General features: G+C 59.3%; 16 protein-coding genes. 10 read left to right on the top strand and 6 right to left on the bottom strand.

Features of this window, described 5'->3' with window-relative positions; translation table 11 throughout:
* Positions 1 to 3 precede the first annotated feature (3 nt).
* The 5 genes from RAE09_RS02540 to RAE09_RS02520 all read left to right on the top strand — a co-directional run bounded on the left by RAE09_RS02540 (position 4) and on the right by RAE09_RS02520 (position 5059).
* The gene (locus tag RAE09_RS02540; protein ID WP_316980846.1) at positions 4 to 3075 is read left to right on the top strand and encodes a bifunctional [glutamine synthetase] adenylyltransferase/[glutamine synthetase]-adenylyl-L-tyrosine phosphorylase; all 3072 of its coding nucleotides are present in this window, start codon (positions 4 to 6) and stop codon (positions 3073 to 3075) included.
* 97 nt (positions 3076 to 3172) lie between these two features.
* Entirely contained in the window at positions 3173 to 3517 is a 345-nt protein-coding gene (locus RAE09_RS02535; protein WP_179386756.1) for a hypothetical protein, read from the top strand.
* Entirely contained in the window at positions 3474 to 3977 is a 504-nt protein-coding gene (locus RAE09_RS02530) for a hypothetical protein (RefSeq protein ID WP_302258207.1), read from the top strand. The genes RAE09_RS02535 and RAE09_RS02530 overlap by 44 nt, the downstream gene beginning before the upstream one ends.
* Before the next feature lie 145 nt (positions 3978 to 4122).
* Positions 4123 to 4341 (top strand): hypothetical protein, encoded by a 219-nt coding sequence (locus RAE09_RS02525; RefSeq protein ID WP_284765722.1) that lies wholly within the window; start codon positions 4123 to 4125, stop codon positions 4339 to 4341.
* Positions 4342 to 4351: 10 nt separating this feature from the next.
* Entirely contained in the window at positions 4352 to 5059 is a 708-nt protein-coding gene (locus tag RAE09_RS02520) for an AAA family ATPase (protein WP_316980845.1), read from the top strand.
* Between the two features lie 14 nt (positions 5060 to 5073).
* Here the strand turns inward: RAE09_RS02520 and RAE09_RS02515 are convergent, their stop codons facing one another.
* Complete coding sequence (locus RAE09_RS02515; protein ID WP_316980844.1) at positions 5074 to 6381, bottom strand: MFS transporter; 1308 nt, start codon at positions 6379 to 6381, stop codon at positions 5074 to 5076.
* A 39-nt stretch (positions 6382 to 6420) separates the two neighbouring features.
* On the opposite strand from RAE09_RS02515, the gene thrC reads away from it, so the two are divergent.
* From thrC to RAE09_RS02495, 4 genes are read left to right on the top strand one after another with little or no spacing between them, the layout of a single operon-like run.
* Positions 6421 to 7863 (top strand): threonine synthase, encoded by a 1443-nt coding sequence (thrC, locus tag RAE09_RS02510; RefSeq protein WP_316980843.1) that lies wholly within the window; start codon positions 6421 to 6423, stop codon positions 7861 to 7863.
* 3 nt (positions 7864 to 7866) lie between these two features.
* Positions 7867 to 8013, top strand: a complete 147-nt coding sequence (locus RAE09_RS02505; RefSeq protein ID WP_005328137.1) for a hypothetical protein — start codon at positions 7867 to 7869, stop codon at positions 8011 to 8013.
* Complete coding sequence (locus RAE09_RS02500) at positions 7991 to 8824, top strand: trypsin-like serine protease (protein ID WP_250410201.1); 834 nt, start codon at positions 7991 to 7993, stop codon at positions 8822 to 8824. Before RAE09_RS02505 ends, RAE09_RS02500 begins: the two co-directional genes overlap by 23 nt.
* Positions 8825 to 8853: 29 nt before the next feature.
* Positions 8854 to 9399 (top strand): NUDIX hydrolase, encoded by a 546-nt coding sequence (locus tag RAE09_RS02495; protein ID WP_250410202.1) that lies wholly within the window; start codon positions 8854 to 8856, stop codon positions 9397 to 9399.
* A gap of 2 nt (positions 9400 to 9401) precedes the next feature.
* On the opposite strand, the gene RAE09_RS02490 is transcribed toward RAE09_RS02495, so the two are convergent.
* The 5 genes from RAE09_RS02490 to glnA form a co-directional block, all read right to left on the bottom strand.
* Positions 9402 to 9776 carry a hypothetical protein gene (locus RAE09_RS02490; RefSeq protein WP_316980842.1) on the bottom strand — a complete coding sequence of 125 codons (375 nt, stop codon included), beginning with the start codon at positions 9774 to 9776 and terminating at the stop codon, positions 9402 to 9404.
* Complete coding sequence (locus RAE09_RS02485) at positions 9776 to 9985, bottom strand: hypothetical protein (protein ID WP_250408622.1); 210 nt, start codon at positions 9983 to 9985, stop codon at positions 9776 to 9778. The genes RAE09_RS02490 and RAE09_RS02485 overlap by 1 nt, the downstream gene beginning before the upstream one ends.
* Before the next feature lie 24 nt (positions 9986 to 10009).
* Positions 10010 to 10975 (bottom strand): TDT family transporter, encoded by a 966-nt coding sequence (locus tag RAE09_RS02480; RefSeq protein WP_316980841.1) that lies wholly within the window; start codon positions 10973 to 10975, stop codon positions 10010 to 10012.
* 172 nt (positions 10976 to 11147) lie between these two features.
* On the bottom strand, positions 11148 to 12053 hold the full coding sequence (locus RAE09_RS02475) for an Abi family protein (RefSeq protein WP_316980840.1): 906 nt from the start codon (positions 12051 to 12053) through the stop codon (positions 11148 to 11150).
* 337 nt (positions 12054 to 12390) lie between these two features.
* Positions 12391 to 13824 carry a type I glutamate--ammonia ligase gene (glnA, locus tag RAE09_RS02470; protein WP_005324424.1) on the bottom strand — a complete coding sequence of 478 codons (1434 nt, stop codon included), beginning with the start codon at positions 13822 to 13824 and terminating at the stop codon, positions 12391 to 12393.
* A gap of 118 nt (positions 13825 to 13942) precedes the next feature.
* Between glnA and RAE09_RS02465 the strand changes: the two genes are divergently transcribed.
* Positions 13943 to 14416, top strand: a complete 474-nt coding sequence (locus RAE09_RS02465) for an RDD family protein (protein ID WP_316980839.1) — start codon at positions 13943 to 13945, stop codon at positions 14414 to 14416.
* Positions 14417 to 14473 lie beyond the last annotated feature (57 nt).

Raw genomic sequence — 14473 nt, 5'->3', positions numbered from 1 at the left:
GAAATGCGTCCTGCTGCTGTGCCTTCACCGGCCACACTAGGTCTTACCCGCCCGCATGCTGCGCAGGATATTGAGCAGCTGGGGTGGAAGAATCCGGAATCAGCCGATCTGTTGTGGACCCTCGCTGCCGTGGGTGACCCAGACCTGGCTCTCAATAATCTGATCCGTATCTATGAACAAGCCCCAGAGCTAGATGATGCCGTGCGGTCCAATGAAACCTTGCGCGTGCGCCTCTTCGCACTACTGGGGGCGTCGACCGCCTTTGGCGATCATCTCGCGGCGCACCCTGAACTGTGGCGAGAATTAGAAAAACCCCTTCCGCAGTCCGAAGAGATGCTGCAAAGCTTGCTCGGTGCCGTCGACGCCGAGCCCGCAGACTTTGCGGATGACATTGACCTTCCCGATCCAGCGCGCGAGGACTTGAGCGCGGCGGGCACTTACCGTGCCGGCGAGGGGGAGCATAAGCAGGCGCTGCGCACGACCTACCGCACTTTGATGATGCGCATTGCCGCCTGCGATGTGGCGGGCACTTTTCATTCGCGCAAGGGCCAGACCAAGCTGCAGCCGGAGGTAGGGTTCCGCCAGATTACGGCGCTGACTACCGCGCTTGCCGACGCCGCCTTAACCGCCTCCCTTGCCTGCGCCGTGCGCACCATTTACGGCGATGACCCCTTGGATGCACAGCTGGCTGTCATGGCGATGGGCAAGTGTGGCGCAGGAGAGCTGAACTATATTTCCGATGTGGACGTCATTTTCGTCGGCAGCGAGGCAACCCCTAGGGCCACGCGGCTGGCGGCGGAGTTTAATCGCATTGGATCCACCACCTTTTTCGAGGTGGATGCGAACCTGCGCCCCGAGGGAAAGTCGGGCGCATTGGTGCGCACTTTGGAATCTCACGTGGCCTACTACAAGCGGTGGGCGGAGACGTGGGAATTCCAGGCGCTCCTTAAAGCGCGCGCTATGACCGGCTACCTCCCGCTAGGCCAGGACTATTTGGACCAGATCCGACCGATGGTGTGGACGGCGTCGCAGCGCGAGTCCTTTGTTGAGGACGTACAGGCCATGCGCCGCCGCGTGCTGGCCAATGTTCCCGAGGAGCTCAAGCACCGCGAACTCAAGTTGGGCGTGGGCGGCCTGCGCGATATCGAATTTGCTGTCCAGCTCCTGCAGTTGGTCCATGGTCGCTCCGATGAGACGCTGCGGGCGCTTTCCACGGTGGAGGCGCTGGAGGCGCTGATTTCAGCGGGGTACGTCGGCCGCGAGGACGGCACCCAGCTCATTGAAGCCTATGAGTTTCTGCGCCTGCTTGAGCACCGCCTGCAATTGGAGCGCTTCCGCCGCACGCACACGCTGCCGGAAAAGGACGATGAAGAGGGGATGAAGTGGCTGGCGCGCATCGCCGGCTTTTATCCGCAGGGCACCAAGTCGGCGGCCGAGCGCATGCTGTCGCACCTGCGCCGGATCCGCCTGCGGATCTCCGAGCTGCACTCGCGCCTGTTCTACCGGCCGCTGCTTAATTCCGTGGTCACCATGTCCGCCGATGAGCTCAAGCTTTCGCCGGAGGCCGCCAAGCTGCAGCTGGCCGCGTTGGGCTATAACCACCCCGAGCGCGCATTCGAGCACCTGACTTCCTTGGCAGCGGGAACCTCCCGCAAGGCACGCATTCAGGCAATCTTGCTGCCTACCTTGATGGAATGGCTCGCCGATACCGCAGACCCCGATATGGGCCTGTTGAACTATCGCAAGCTCTCGGAGGCCGCGAACGATAGGTCGTGGTTCTTGCGCATGCTGCGCGATGAAGGAATTGTGGGCCAACGGCTCATGCACATCCTGGGTACCTCGCCGTTTACCTCTGATCTAATTATTAGCGCGCCGGATTCGGTCAAGCAGCTTTCCGACGGCGCCACTGGCCCCAAACTGCTAGAAACCAAACCCGAACAGGTTTCCAAGGCGCTGGTCAATTCCAGCAAGCGCCACGCCGACCCGGATAAAGCGGTGGCGGTGGCGCGTTCGTTGCGCCGAGTGGAGTTGGCCCGCATCGCCAGTGCGGATTTGCTGGGCTTCATGCCGGTCAAGCAGGTGTGCCATGAGCTATCCACAATTTGGGATGCCGTCCTTGAGGCTGCACTTCGCGCCGAGGTGCGCGCGTGGCGCCTTGCCAACGAAGACGCAGAGCCGCCAGCGCGCATCGCCGTCATTGGCATGGGCCGCTTGGGAGGCATGGAGCTGGGCTTTGGCTCAGATGCGGATGTGCTCGTCGTAGCAGAACCTAGCGAACCGGCCGATGACTCTGGCGCGGAAGGGGAGGCCGTGAAGTGGGCTATCGGGATCGTCGATAAGCTCCGGCGCCGCCTGTCTAAGCCTTCGGGCGACCCGCCGCTGGACGTCGATTTGGGCCTGCGCCCAGAGGGCCGCTCCGGTGCGGTGGCGCGCACCATCTCCTCCTATGAGCGCTACTACCGCGAGTGGGGCGAGTCTTGGGAGCTGCAGGCATTGTTGCGCGCGGCCTTCGTGGCTGGCGATAGGGAAGTAGGCGAGCGATTTATGTCCATGGTCGATAGCTTCCGCTACCCAGAAGGCGGTGCCAGCGCCTCGACCATTCGCGATATCCGGCGCATGAAGGCGCGCGTGGACAATGAGCGCCTCCCGCGCGGCGCGGACCGCAATACTCATACCAAGCTGGGGCGCGGTGCGCTCTCAGATATTGAATGGACTGTGCAGCTCCTGACCATGATGCATGCCCACGAGTATGCCCAACTGCACGATCCGTCCACACTGCGCGTGCTCGATGCCTTGGAGGAAACCGCAATCCTGTCTGCCGAGCAAGTCTCGGACCTGCGCGAGGCCTGGCTTATGGCTACCGACGCCCGCAATGCACTGGTGCTCGTGCGCGGCAAGCGCGTGGACCAGTTGCCCGGGCCCGGCCCGCAGCTGGCCCAGGTAGCCGGTGCCGCTGGCTGGCCGCCGGAGGAGAACCAAGAGTTTCTAGAAAACTATCTGAAACTTACCCGCCATGCCCGGAAAGTTGTAGATGAGGTCTTCTGGGGCGAGGAGGAATCCTTCGAGCATTCTTAGAGTTAGCCTTGAAAGTCCCCGATGTGCGCATTGTGGCCTTACTTTTTGCACTTTCGGACTCTAAAGTGGGATGGGAATAGGAAAGGACTGGCTAGTTATGTCTTTTAAGCTGCAACTCGATGTGGACAATGCCACGGTGGGCGAACTATCCGCGCTGCTTTCCGCAGCGCGTGCCGCGGGCGTGCGCGACGGTGACGCTCTCCACCTTGATGGCACCACCTTGACCATCGAGGTCTCCACGCCGCGGGAGGAAAAGCCAGTGCCGCCGCGGCCAGAATCAGCACCGCACAATTCTCGCCAGGCACCTCGCTCGTGGGGGCGCGCCGACCGCATAGGAGAGGCCACCATCCGCTCCATCATCGACGCCCTCAATGATCGCGGCGAGAACCCTCGCGGCAATGACTACGGTTCCTTCGGCGATGGCGCTGGTTACCATGGCTAAAATCAGCGGAGTGTATCGACATAAGCTCATCTACCTGTGGGCCTTTGTAGCCGTGGCCGTCATCGTGGCTATCGCTGTCGGGGTGTGGGCTACCAATCGCGATAATCCCCCCAAGGGGACGAAGACGGTGGGCGAGGCCGTGGCTGGTGGCGTGGTTCAGGAAGACATGCCCGCACAGGTCAATGGTGACATCAAGGCCGATGATTCCACCGACGCCAACCGCGTGACCTCCCTGGCGAAGGCGCTGGGCATCCCGCTCAATTCCGTCCCGCGGGATATTACCCAGACGGAAAACGGCAAATCCGATGTGCGCGTCTACCTCGAGCGCGAGCTCAACAGTGCGGTGGAGTCTGGTGACATCAGCGAATCAGATGAAAAGGCAGTCCTCGTAGCATTTGAGCGAGGCCTTGTGATGCCGGCCAGCGATGGCATTGTGGCCGAGAGCTATCCAGCAAACTAGCCCTTTATTTCCTCGCGAACTGGGCGCGAAAATTCAGGCAACCCGCAGCTAGGCGGCATGGCCTTGGCAGTAACTCTTCCTAAGGTAAAACATCACAAATTGGTAACGGGCAGGGTGCTCGGTGCCGAAGCCTCTGGAGGAGACTATGACTTTCAAGACCACGCTGTCGACCGCGGCGGGAGTACTCGCCGCCATTGCCATCCCCATCACCGGCGGGGTAGGGGTGGCTTATGCCGTCAATACCGTGCCGGCCGATACCATCGCCCAATCGGTTCCGGCCGGCGATTTGGGTGACCACCTGAAAAACTTTGGCGCGGCGGCAGCGCAGGAAGATGCGCTGCGCGTACTCGATGAACTGAATTAACCTAGGGCCTATGCTGGTTGATGCCCTAAGCCTGAAGTTTAAGCCCGAGGACTACCGCGCCGAGCTGCCCGTCTTCGACTACTTAGTTGATTTGGGCAGCTTCAAGCTGCGAAGCCCCGTCACCGTCTTTGTCGGTGAAAATGGCATTGGCAAATCGAGCTTGCTCGCTGGCGTAGCTAGTGATTTGGGCTGTTCACCTGCGGGCGGCCGCATGGATGACCCAGATGAAATCGTTCCTCGCAGTCCCATTCGCTGCGATACGGAGGAAGTGATCCAGCGTGCCTACTTCTTGCGCGCCGAAAAGCACGAGTACTTGATTGGACGTGGGGATTCAGCGGCCGAACGTGGCGGCCGTTCGACTCTTTCTCAAAACGTGGATTTGTCCCGCCGCTCGCACGGACAATCCGTCTTCGACCTGCTTTACGAGCACATCAATGGCCAAGGCGTGTACATCCTTGATGAGCCAGAGTCTGGGCTGTCCGTTATCCGGCAACTGGCCCTTGTAGGGGAAATTGCCCTAGCAGTTGACCGCGGCGCACAGGTCATTATTGCCACGCACTCGCCGATTCTTCTGGCCTGCCCTGGTGCGGACATTGTGGAGCTCAACGATACTGGCTTTGAACGCATCGCCTTCGACGAAGCGGAAGCCGTGGCGGCTACCCGGGAGCTTTTGGCGGACCCTGAGGGGACAATTCGCTTTATTCTCAACCCGGAGTAATCAGTCGAGGGCTGCTAGGCAACCTCCACGATGGTGACAGAAGGCCCGTCCTCGCCGGCGCGGCGGCGAAGGAAGTGGGTGATGATCACACCAATCATGCCTACTACCCAGACGGCTAGCACCGCAGCCGCGGCGGCAGTGAAATCCGGCATGGAGTAATCAGGGGCGTCGGAGGAGTGGTCCAAGACCATGCCGAAGAGCTGCGCACCCAACATGCCGGAGGTAAACCCGCCCATATTGCCTAGGCCCGTAGCGGTGGCCACCACGGAGCGGTCCATGCGCTCACGCACGATATCGAAGCCATAGTTGGCCGTTGGCGTGCAGAGCGCAGTAATGAAGGACACCACCAAAATTGCGGCCAAACCGCTGTCGGTGCCAAAGGCAAAGAAAAGCAACCACGCAAGTACGTGAACCGCGACAAACCCGAGGCTAAGCCACGGGCGGACATGCTGCGCGCGGGAGGAAATCTTGCCGTGCAAGGGGCCAACGAAGACCAAAAATACCGCCAGCAAGGTGAGCACCAGGCTGGACTTGGCCTTGGACATCTCCATGCCTTGGGTCATCATGGGCATGCCCCACAGCATGACAAAGACGATGAGCGGGAGCATGCCAATGTAGTGGATGAAGTAAGCCTGCCAGGCCACTGGGGAACGGAATACCGTTTTCAAGCGGGCCGGGATGCTGGTGGCCTGCGAGTTGGGTGGTTCCTTCTCCGTGGGGATAATCCCTAACTTCTCTGGTGAGTCTGCCACCGCCACGATGGCGGCGATTGCTACCAGGATGCCCACCGCGCCAAGGGTAACGAAGGCAGCGGTCCATCCGGCCGCACCCAGCAACCACAGGAAGGGAACCGCGGAAATGAACTGACCCATTTGCCCCAGCGAGGACGTCACCTGGGTGAACATGGGTGTGCGGTGCAGTGGGAACCAATAAGGCAGGATGCGCATCACGGAGAGAAACGCTGTGGCATCGCCTGCGCCGATGAGCACGCGCGCGGCAATGGCTACGCCATAGCTGGTGGTAAAGCCCAGGACGACCTGGCCAATGCCCATAATGACCGCGCCGACCACGAGGAGGAGGCGTGGGCCAAATTTATCGATCAAGATGCCGGTGGGGATTTGGGCTAGGGCATACACGCCCAACTGCACAGAGGTAAAGACCGCGATACGGCCGGCATCGACATCGAAGCGCTCAATGGCATCCAAACCGGCCACACCAAAAGAGGTACGGCCGGTAATCGCTACGAGGTAGACCGCCATGGCGGCTACCCAAATGCTTAAAGCCTGAGTGGTAATGACTTCTCTGGGATTCGGCTGCGACATGGCTGATACCTTACGCCTTAACTACTAAGATTCTTTTGTGTGAAGTACATTTCGACCCGCGATACCGCCCGTCAGCCCGCATCTTTTACAGATATTCTCCTCGGCGGGCTTGCCCCCGATGGCGGTTTATACCTGCCGGAGAGCTACCCACAGCTAGATACCGCCACTTTAAATTCATGGCGCACGCTCTTAGCAGACAAAGGCTACGCGGCACTTGCGGCCGAGGTACTTAAGCTTTTCATTGACGATATTCCAGCGCAAGACATCGAGGCCATCGCCGCGCGCGCCTATACCAGCCCTAAGTTCGTGGACCCGGAAATCGTTCCCGTCACCGAATTAGGCGAGGGCCTTTTCATCGGCCATCTATCCGAAGGGCCAACTGCAGCATTTAAGGACATGGCCATGCAGCTTTTGGGTGAGCTCTTTGAATATGAGCTCGCCCGCCGCGGCGAGACCCTCAATATTCTGGGCGCTACTTCCGGCGATACGGGGTCCTCTGCAGAGTATGCGATGCGCGGGCGCCATGGCATTCGCGTCTTTATGCTCACCCCAGCCGGCCGGATGACGGCCTTCCAACAGGCGCAGATGTTTGGGCTGGATGACCCGAATATCTTCAACATCGCTCTCGATGGCGTCTTCGATGATTGCCAGGATGTGGTCAAGGCGGTATCGGGAGATGCTGATTTTAAGGCCGCCTACCGCATCGGCGCGGTCAATTCCATTAACTGGGCACGGCTGATGGCCCAGGTGGTCTACTACATCTCCTGCTGGCTCAAGGTCACCGAAACCGCCGATCAGAAGGTTTCCTTTAGTGTTCCCACCGGTAACTTTGGCGATATCTGCGCCGGCCACATCGCCCGCCAGATGGGCCTTCCCATTGATCGCCTCATCGTGGCCACCAATGAGAACGACGTACTGGATGAGTTCTTCCGCACCGGCAACTATCGGCCGCGCCCAGCCGCAGAGACCATGGCTACCTCGTCGCCGTCCATGGATATCTCCCGTGCCTCGAATTTTGAGCGCTTTGCGTTTGACTTGCTCGGCCGCGATGCAGCCGAAACCGCGGAGCTTTTCGGCACTAAGGTGAAAGAGGGCGGCTTTAGCCTCGACCAGGAGAAGATTGCCACTGCCCGCGAAGACTATGGTTTCCTGTCTGGTTCTTCCAGCCATGCCGATCGCCTAGCCACCATCAAGGACGTGCACGAGCGCTTTGATTACCTGGCGGATCCGCACACGGCCGACGGCATCAAGGTGGCCCGCGGCGCACAGCGCGAGGGCGTAGAAACGCCAATCGTGTGTCTAGAGACTGCGCTGCCGGTGAAGTTTGCTGAGACCATCACGGAAGCCATCGGCTCTGCCCCTGAGCCGCCCGAGCGCTTTGCCGGCATCCTCGATACTGAGCGGCACGTCAAGGACTTGCCTAATGATGCCGCGGCGGTCAAGGATTACATCACCACGTCGATTCAGAAAACGGAGGTTTAGACCATGGCCCTAGAAAATTTTGCCGGCCCGGAACACTACACCGAGTTTGATCCGGAAAAGTTCATCCGCGATCTCAAAGCCCAGGCGGAGATGGATGCGGAAGAAGATAATAAGGACAACGCCGGGGATGCGGACGCGGAAAGCAACTAGCGTCTTTGTAGCGTGCACGGCCGCGTTTCTTGCGGCCTGCAGCCCGGTGCGGGGTGGGGAAGAGCCAAGTTTCTCCGCCCTGTCTTCTAAAAACCTCATTCCCAATGAGTCCTATTCCCCGGCCACGGCGCCGCTCGCTCCGGGCACCGCCTTGGATCTCTCCGGCGATGAACCGCAGCCGGGTGCCTACTTCAACTACCAGTCTTGCACCGCGGCGTGGTCATTTACGCTTGCCGACGCCCGCACGATCGCCGTCACCGCTTCCCATTGCGGCAAACCCGGCGATAAGGTCTGGGCCGGCACTGCCGACGGCGACTTTAGCTACCCCGCCGAGCCTATCGGCGAGGTCATCTACTCTGATTTTTATGCCGAAGACAGCCACGACCTCGACGTGGCCTTTATCGAGATCACCGGCAGCGCTGACTACTACGTCCCCGGAGCGGTAGACAATAGCGTCGCCACGTCCTTGGCTCACCTGCCGCTTCATGTGTGCAAGCTTGGCCGCGTGACTGATGAGACCTGCGGCACGCTTATCCATGGTGCGGCGATGGCGCAGCTGAACTCGGGGGGACTCCAGCGGGATTCGATCGCCGCTAGGGCGCGCGTATGCAGTACCAATGGTGACTCCGGTGGTCCGGTGTATGGCGAAGTAGAAGGAAAACAAACCATCGTGGGCGTGGTCTCCGGAACGACACAGCGCCTCGAAGAAGGCCACACCTGCGAGACCACGCAGACAGACATGGAGCTGTCTTTCACGTTGGCCACCGATATTCAGGTTCTAGCTAAAGAGGTCTTGGGACCCATGGCCTAAGTGCGCCGCACTGGTCTACGCTAGGTGGCATGCCGACTCCAGATTTTATTGTTCAGCTGCGCGAAAAGATTGGCCATGATCAGATCTTTGTGCCAGCCTGCAGCGCCATCATCATTCGCGATGTGCCGGCAGACGCCGCGCTGTGGGAAGTCCCCTCCGTACTGCTAGTAAAGCGTTCCGATAACGGTACGTGGACCCCGGTGGAAGGAATCTGCGAGCCAGGCGAGGAAATTACTACCACCGCGCTGCGAGAAATCAAAGAGGAAGTCGGTCTCGATGCCAAGGTGGAAGCGCTATTAGGCGTGGGGCAGTCCGGACCAGTGACCTACCCCAACGGCGATGAGTGCACCTTCATGGGAACCGCACTGCGCGTATCAGTAGCGGATGGCGCAGAGCCGGTCATCAGCGATGAAGAAAATACCGAGGCTGGGTGGTTCTCCGTGGCAAAGCTTCCCGATAGCGTTTCGCGCCGCCACCGCCTCATGATTGCCGACGCCGTAGCCCAAATGAAACATCCCCGCGGCTTTGCCCCGCGCATGGGCTGGATGAAGCGCAGCGAACGACCGGGGCTCTAGGGCTAGTCTTCTGCGGCGTCGGCAAGCAGCCCGCACAACTGCTGCGGATTCTGGGCGGCGATGAGTTCTTGTGCAATGCCAGCGCGCGCATCGGCCGTGTCGTCCTTGCTGCCGCAGGAAATCACGGTATCGCTGATAGTAAGCAAAAGCTTTCCGCGCCGGGCTAGGTCATAAAAGAGCGGGCAGTCTTGCGCGCCCCAGCGCCATGCAGTGGCGTAGAAGTCCCGCGCGCCTGAGCCAAGCCAGGACGTCTCCAAGAGCAGGTGGCCGCGGCGCAGGTAGATGCCGTCTCGCTGCAGGCTGGCGAGTACGTCTCTCACCGCAGCCAGGTTGGCGCGATCCCAAGCGATGAAGGTGATGGGGGAGCAGCTAAGCATCAGCGGCGCCGGCGACAGTTACCATCTGCGCGGCCGCCGGAGTAGGCGCGCACGGAATTCTCGCCGCCTTCGGGCCCCAAGTCATCGATGCCCCAGGAATCCTCCGCATAGATTGCGTATTCCCTGCTCCAGTGCTCGCGTCGCGGTCGCGCCTCACGCGTACGGCGGCGTGTGCGGCGCTTGCCTCGTTCGAAGCTGGCGTCTCGCATAGTGGCTGCGCCTCCTTGCTACCTTTAGGGCCCAGTCTTAATGAGTGGCTCTTCAGGGCCGGTTTCCTTCTTTCCTTCCCACACCCAGCTGAGGAAGCGGGTGGAGCACAGCATCCAGTGTGCGGTGAGGAGGACGGGGATGGTGAGCGCAATGGCGTCGATAAGCTCGGAGCCATTGACCAATGCCAGCTGGTGGCCGCCCATGCTCACGGTTCCCGGCGGGAACGTGCAAGACCACCACGCCGGGGAGTACGGAACCCACCGAGCCACATTGGGATAGAAGGTAAACATCGCGTAGATGGACAGTGGAATGGCGATGATAAGGGCCGTAACGCCGTAATAGATGGACACCGTGCCGGGGAAGAGAATCTGCATTGCCGTGGTGGACTGGCCCACCACGCCTAGCGGGACCCATGCGGTGGCTGATTTGGCGCCGGTGAAATCCACCTTGCCGTGCCATGCCGCCCAGTACACGCGGGCGAAGGTGGGCACCGCCGTCACCAGGGACATGAAGAAAAATACCGTACCCATCACGTGGTAGAGCGGGCCGTAATCATTAGCCAGCCAACCGGAAACGGAAGCCGAAATCATAGGGCCGACCAGCGGCAGGCCCCAGGTGAACTTCGGCTCGCCATGAAAGCGCGTGAGCTGGATAGCCCACGTAATAACCGTAACCGGGCCACCGATCCAAAAGCCCACGAGGCGGAATGTAGGGATATCCGTCAGACCCGAAAGCGCGGCACCGAGCGCCAAGATTCCGATGAAAAACATCGACCACTCCGCCATAGTGGTGCGCTCAAAGCTGGGGTGGCGGTAGCGCAAGAAGCCCGCGGTGAGAACGACAAAGATGACGCACGCGATGGCGGCAAAAATGCCGGCCAGGATCATCATGCCTTCTTCCACGAGCAGGCGCGAGACGATGGAGGTGCCCATGAGGCTGCCTCCCCACGCGGGGCCAGGGGCTGGGAGTTGGCGGAATCTATTAGTCACACCCACATGTTAATTTCTTTCGGTCGGGTTATCAGAATTTTGCTGTCGTTTTTGCTGGTGAGAACTCTCGCTAAGCGTGCATTTAGGGGCGGGGGTCAAACCCACGTGAATGTGTGTCTGGGGTCGCAAGAAAAGGGCTGGAATACCATTGCGTGTTCATACAGCAAGGAGGCTATGAATGATGAGGATTCGCTATACCTTGGTGGAAATCCGGATTTCGTTCGACCAGCTTCATATACTCATCCAAAAATCCAACCCACGAATTCGTAAGGAAGAGAAAGTTATCAAGGGCTACAATTACTGCTAGTAGCGAGTTCTCGCCGTAATTTTGACCTAAAACTTTCTCAGCACGCCGCTTCGTAGCATTGGATACTGCAGGTTGGTCCAAAACGAAACCGTTCCATAACCGAGCTGAGTGAGCACACTTATTTCTCACGAAAGTAAAAGAGCGCAATTGGCGCGCTAAATATTGTTTCTTTACGCCAAGAATGGAACAAGTCTTTGCGTAAACTTGGTTGTTGTCGTTTCGGAAGCTTATTGCTTTCGACAACGTACCAAAGGACAGAGCCTCGACGGCCACCCAAATTGGGACATCGTAAACCCACCTTTCAGTGTCGGACCCTGAGTCCTTTTGGTATTTATGGAGGTATGGTTTCTTAGACCGCTTGAGCCCACTGATAATTAGATCGTGTGTGGGCGGCATGGCCGGATTTGGTGGGCGCCGGTACGCAGTGGGCTGAAGATACTTCTCATAAGGAGAATGGATTTCACCTTCGCTGAGCGCAAAGGCCGTCCTGGCAGCAAGCTCTGCTTCTTGGAGCCCGCGGAGAAGGAGAGAACGAAGTTCGATGTCCAACCGGTAGATGTTAACTATTTCATCCCACTGGGTGCCAGGAAAGAATCTGGCTTCGTCACCGGCTAAGTTTTCTTGGAAGTACCGCATGTAGCCCGAAAAGCGGTAATAATTTTGACGCTCTAGGAAATTTTCAGCGGATTTTTCGGAAGGAAGGATTAACCCACGGCGTTGAATTAAACTGACTTGCTCTTCAATGCTAAGGAACTTCTTCCTGCGGTTCATTGCTTCAGAATAGCAAAGCCCCCCTCTCATATTGAGCTGTTCCTATGGGAAGCTTGGAGGGGGTATCGGTTGACTAAAGTATAGCGCAAAATGCGCAATCTTAGTAATCATTTGCGCAAGGTTTTGCTCAAGTGCCATGCATCTGAAAACGCTGCGATAGTCAAACAACAAGGAGTGGGGCACCGCCAAGAACCGAGGGCGCTTGTCAATGTTGGGTGCAAAACTTCTGAAGCCAAAGTGCACATAGATCTGCAAGGCCCCCAATCGGCACTCAGCAATTAGGGAGCCTAGGAAGGCGGAAAGCCGGTGGCGAGAGGGGGCGTCGGCAAGCGTAGCTCTAGCAGTCGTAGTACATTTCAAATTCCTGCGGGGTAGGACGCAGGCGAACCGGGTTGATCTCGTTCTCGTACTTGTAGTTGATGTAGGTCTCGATGAGATCCTCGGTGAAGACATCGCCTTCGGTGAGGAAGTCCATATCCTCCTGCAGGGCCTTCAAGGAAGCCTCGAGGGAGGTCGGTGCCTGCGGGATGGACTCAGCCTCTGCCGGCGGCAGCTCGTAGAGGTCCTTATCAACTGGAGCGTGCGGCTCAATGCGGTTCTTTACGCCGTCGATGCCGGCCATCATCATGGCGGCAAAGCCCAAGTACGGGTTGCCGGATGGGTCCGGTGCGCGGAACTCGATGCGCTTGGCCTTCGGGTTGGAACCGGTAATCGGGATACGGATAGCGGCCGAGCGGTTGCGCTGGGAGTACACCAGGTTGATCGGAGCCTCGAAGCCTGGCACCAGGCGGTGGTAGGAGTTCAGCGTCGGGTTGGTGAACGCAAGAACTGCACCGGCGTGGTGGAGGATACCGCCGATGTAGTAGCGGGCGATATCGGAAAGGCCTGCGTATCCAGCCTCATCGTGGAAGAGAGGCTTGCCGTCCTTCCACAGGGACATGTGGGCGTGCATGCCGGAACCATTATCGCCAGCCAGCGGCTTAGGCATGAAGGTTGCGGTCTTGCCCCACTGTGCCGCGGTCTGCTTGACCACGTACTTGAAGGTCTGGATGTCATCGCCCGCGTGCAACATGGAGTTGAAGCGGTAGTTGATCTCATTCTGGCCGGCACCGACCTCGTGGTGGAAGCGCTCGACATCGAAGCCAACCTTCTGCAGGTTCTCTACCATGGCGTCGCGCACCTCACCGTGCTTGTCATACGGCGCGGTGGGGAAGTAGCCGCCCTTCATACGGGTCTTGTAGCCGGTGTTCGGGGTGCCGTCGAAGTTGGTTTCGCTATCGCGGTTCCACCAACCTTCATCGGAATCAACCTCGTAGAAGCCGTGCTGGACGTCGGTGCCAAAGCGCACGGAGTCAAAGAGGTAGAACTCGGCCTCAGCGCCGAAGTTGCAGGTATCGGCAATGCCGGTGGACTGCAGGTACTCTTCTGCCTTGCGCGCGATGTTGCGTGGGTCGCGGGAGAAAGGCTCAAAGGTAAATGGGTCGTGGACGAAGAACTTGATGTTCAGGGTCTTGGCCGTGCGGAACGGATCGATATGCGCGGTGGCTGGATCCGGCAGCAGGGTCATGTCGGACTCATCGATGGTGGTGAATCCGCGGATAGAGGAGCCGTCGAAAGCGAGGCCGCTTTCGGCATCTTCTACAGTGAACTCTTCTGCTGGGATGGAAAAGTGGTGCTCGGTGCCTGGGACGTCCGTAAAGCGGATATCGACGAACTTTACGTCCTCGTCCTTAATAAATTGGACGATGTCCTGCACTGTCTCGAAAGACACGTTTGTCTCCTCGTTGTTGACCGGTGAATTGTCTCTCTATAGCCTACTAGGTTCGCGCCCGAGGCATCGCGATTCCCCTCGTTTCACATCTCACTTTGTGCCCGCTAGATTGGTGAGCATGGCAGATAAGCGTACGTGGCTCGACGGGCCGAATATTCCGGGCGAATACGATGACATGGAAGGTCCCGGCCGCTGGCCGGGCGAAAAGCTCGGCCTTCCGGAGTCCGGGCCGGGGTCACTGGCCCCCGTTGGCCGCCGCGCCGGCGCCGTGGCCATTGACTGGATCGTGTGCATGCTCATTGCCAACCTGATCCACATGTTCACCACGGAATTGGGCGGTGTGGCCTTCTTGGGCTACGCGCTGTGGGTAGTCATGGGCATCGTCTGCGGTTGGCTCTTTGCCCGCACCCCCGGCATGCTGCTGCTGGGGATGGGCGTGGCGCGACTCGATGTCCCCGGTGCCCACGTGGGCCTATGGCGCGCGGCGCTGCGCACGGTGCTCACCGGTGTGCTGTTCCCGGCGGCCATGGTTGATGCGGATGGACGCGGAATGCACGACCGCGCCACCGGCACCATCGTTATTCGCTCCTAAGGTGCCCGACTTTTCTGGGTATAAGAAAATCCCTGCTACGCCGTCGACGGTGTAGCA

The organism is Corynebacterium tuberculostearicum (genome assembly GCF_032821615.1).
GTDB classification, from domain to species: domain Bacteria; phylum Actinomycetota; class Actinomycetes; order Mycobacteriales; family Mycobacteriaceae; genus Corynebacterium; species Corynebacterium tuberculostearicum_H.
This window is presented reverse-complemented; position numbering and strand designations above follow the sequence as displayed.

Bases quoted from the DNA above. Each gene is read 5' to 3' on its own strand.
- RAE09_RS02540 (WP_316980846.1), top strand. From the start codon at position 4: ATGCGTCCTGCTGCTGTGCCTTCACCGGCCACACTAGGTCTTACCCGC.
- RAE09_RS02535 (WP_179386756.1), top strand. From the start codon at position 3,173: ATGTCTTTTAAGCTGCAACTCGATGTGGACAATGCCACGGTGGGCGAA.
- RAE09_RS02530 (WP_302258207.1), top strand. From the start codon at position 3,474: ATGACTACGGTTCCTTCGGCGATGGCGCTGGTTACCATGGCTAAAATC.
- RAE09_RS02525 (WP_284765722.1), top strand. From the start codon at position 4,123: ATGACTTTCAAGACCACGCTGTCGACCGCGGCGGGAGTACTCGCCGCC.
- RAE09_RS02520 (WP_316980845.1), top strand. From the start codon at position 4,352: ATGCTGGTTGATGCCCTAAGCCTGAAGTTTAAGCCCGAGGACTACCGC.
- RAE09_RS02515 (WP_316980844.1), bottom strand. From the start codon at position 6,381: ATGTCGCAGCCGAATCCCAGAGAAGTCATTACCACTCAGGCTTTAAGC.
- RAE09_RS02505 (WP_005328137.1), top strand. From the start codon at position 7,867: ATGGCCCTAGAAAATTTTGCCGGCCCGGAACACTACACCGAGTTTGAT.
- RAE09_RS02500 (WP_250410201.1), top strand. From the start codon at position 7,991: ATGCGGACGCGGAAAGCAACTAGCGTCTTTGTAGCGTGCACGGCCGCG.
- RAE09_RS02495 (WP_250410202.1), top strand. From the start codon at position 8,854: ATGCCGACTCCAGATTTTATTGTTCAGCTGCGCGAAAAGATTGGCCAT.
- RAE09_RS02490 (WP_316980842.1), bottom strand. From the start codon at position 9,776: ATGCTTAGCTGCTCCCCCATCACCTTCATCGCTTGGGATCGCGCCAAC.
- RAE09_RS02485 (WP_250408622.1), bottom strand. From the start codon at position 9,985: ATGCGAGACGCCAGCTTCGAACGAGGCAAGCGCCGCACACGCCGCCGT.
- RAE09_RS02475 (WP_316980840.1), bottom strand. From the start codon at position 12,053: ATGAACCGCAGGAAGAAGTTCCTTAGCATTGAAGAGCAAGTCAGTTTA.
- RAE09_RS02465 (WP_316980839.1), top strand. From the start codon at position 13,943: ATGGCAGATAAGCGTACGTGGCTCGACGGGCCGAATATTCCGGGCGAA.